The sequence below is a fragment of the Paraburkholderia atlantica genome, assembly GCF_009362785.1.
In the GTDB taxonomy this organism is placed as follows: domain Bacteria; phylum Pseudomonadota; class Gammaproteobacteria; order Burkholderiales; family Burkholderiaceae; genus Paraburkholderia; species Paraburkholderia atlantica.
Genome location: NZ_WHNQ01000181.1, coordinates 1 through 1,364, shown reverse-complemented (window position 1 = coordinate 1,364; position 1,364 = coordinate 1). Strand labels below are relative to the sequence as shown.

At 59.2% G+C, this 1,364-nt stretch carries 3 protein-coding genes; all 3 read right to left on the bottom strand.

Translation table 11 applies throughout. The features are described 5' to 3' along the window. A partial coding sequence (locus GCT19_RS42040; protein ID WP_152855089.1) for an RES family NAD+ phosphorylase occupies window positions 1–303 on the bottom strand: 303 nt, incomplete at its 3' end. Beyond that, a complete protein-coding gene (locus tag GCT19_RS42035) occupies window positions 300–671 on the bottom strand; it encodes a hypothetical protein (RefSeq protein ID WP_018437594.1) in 372 nt (123 codons plus the stop codon). The genes GCT19_RS42040 and GCT19_RS42035, both read right to left, overlap by 4 nt. A 439-nt stretch (window positions 672–1,110) precedes the next feature. Next, a partial coding sequence (locus tag GCT19_RS44300; RefSeq protein ID WP_227749492.1) for a hypothetical protein occupies window positions 1,111–1,364 on the bottom strand: 254 nt, incomplete at its 5' end.

Sequence of the window (1,364 nt, the reverse complement as noted above, 5' to 3'; positions counted from 1 at the left end):
CTCGCTCCAGTCGTGCCAAAGGTCGTCCCAAAGAGGGCCGCGGTGGAGTTGCCGCAGGTCGACCAGATTACGCAGCGCGACGGTGTAGGAGCAGACCGTGCAGGGTGGCAGGAACGGCGAGGTCTGCTGGTACTCGCGCAGCGCCGTCAGTTCTTCCAGCGACAAATACAGTGCCTCGACACCTTCACGGTTGAAGCGCCCGCCCTTGGCTGCGGCGCCTGCTCCACTGGCTGGCCGGCTGGCCCAGCGGGGTGTATGCGCGCGGTAAAGCACAGTTCCCGCCGGCAAGTGCGTCAGGATCATCCAAGAAATCCTGCGCTGATCGACTCCAGATAGTCGATCGCATCCTCAGTCCGCCCGTCCTGGATCAGTTGCAGGATAGTCTTATGGCGAAACGTGGGGATGGGCTGGTTTTTGACCAGAAACAACGCTCGCTCGAAGTCCGGCTGCACCGCCGCAGCTGCCGACAGCACGCGCACTAGGTCGCGCAAGGTGGACTGGAGTTTCGGTGACTCGGGATGGGTGCGCAGCGTGTTGCGATGAACACCCGCCAAGGTTGCCAGGTCTTGCTGTTGCAAGCCCAAGACGTTGGCGAGGTTGGCGGCGGATAGACGGGACGTCCCCGCTTCCCGCGCGGACTCAAGGACGTCGGCAAAGGCAATGGCGCTCATGGGTCGCTCCAAGTAGCGAACTCTACAAGCACATTATACGCACAGTTGGCGCATAGCTCAACGCTCCGCCTCCGTAGTTAATTTTTACATAATTGTTTTTATCAATTTTTTTGGGGTCGGATCATCGGACCCCTCGCTTGATGAATTTGATCTCCGTGGCGGCATTTACCAACCTGACATGTAGTACCGGCCCCGTGCCAGGCTAAATACTAGCCACGTGAGAAATACCACGTGCCCCCTCGCGCGCAGTGACGCCTACTGAACAGGAAAATTGCTTCAGCCGCGGCCGCGAGAAAGATCATGCGAACCCGATGTCTCGCTCATGTCAGCTACCCGACGAGTTCTGGTCGCCACTCGTGGATGATCGCCTTGAACTCTGATTCGTAGCCCAGCGTGGCTTTGTTCAGCAGGGCATGGCTGCAGTTGGTTGCAGACGCAACTAGGCATTTTTGACGCAAACGGCCTTGCCGAAGCTGTTCCACAGATTCACGAGGTTCGCGATAATCACGCCCTCGCGCTGCTGAGATTCGGTTTTGCGCGTCAGTAGCCGCGCACCGATGCAACGCTTGATTCGCGAGATCTGCGCCTCGACCAGCGCGCGCTGGCCGTACCCGTATTTGTTGCGGAACGCATGGATGCCCTTGTCCTTGATGTACCGAACGAGATGGTCGTGCCAGCGCGTCGCCGGCTGAT

Excerpts from the sequence above, each read along its gene's own strand:
- GCT19_RS42035 (WP_018437594.1), bottom strand. The coding sequence starts at position 671 with ATGAGCGCCATTGCCTTTGCCGACGTCCTTGAGTCCGCGCGGGAAGCG.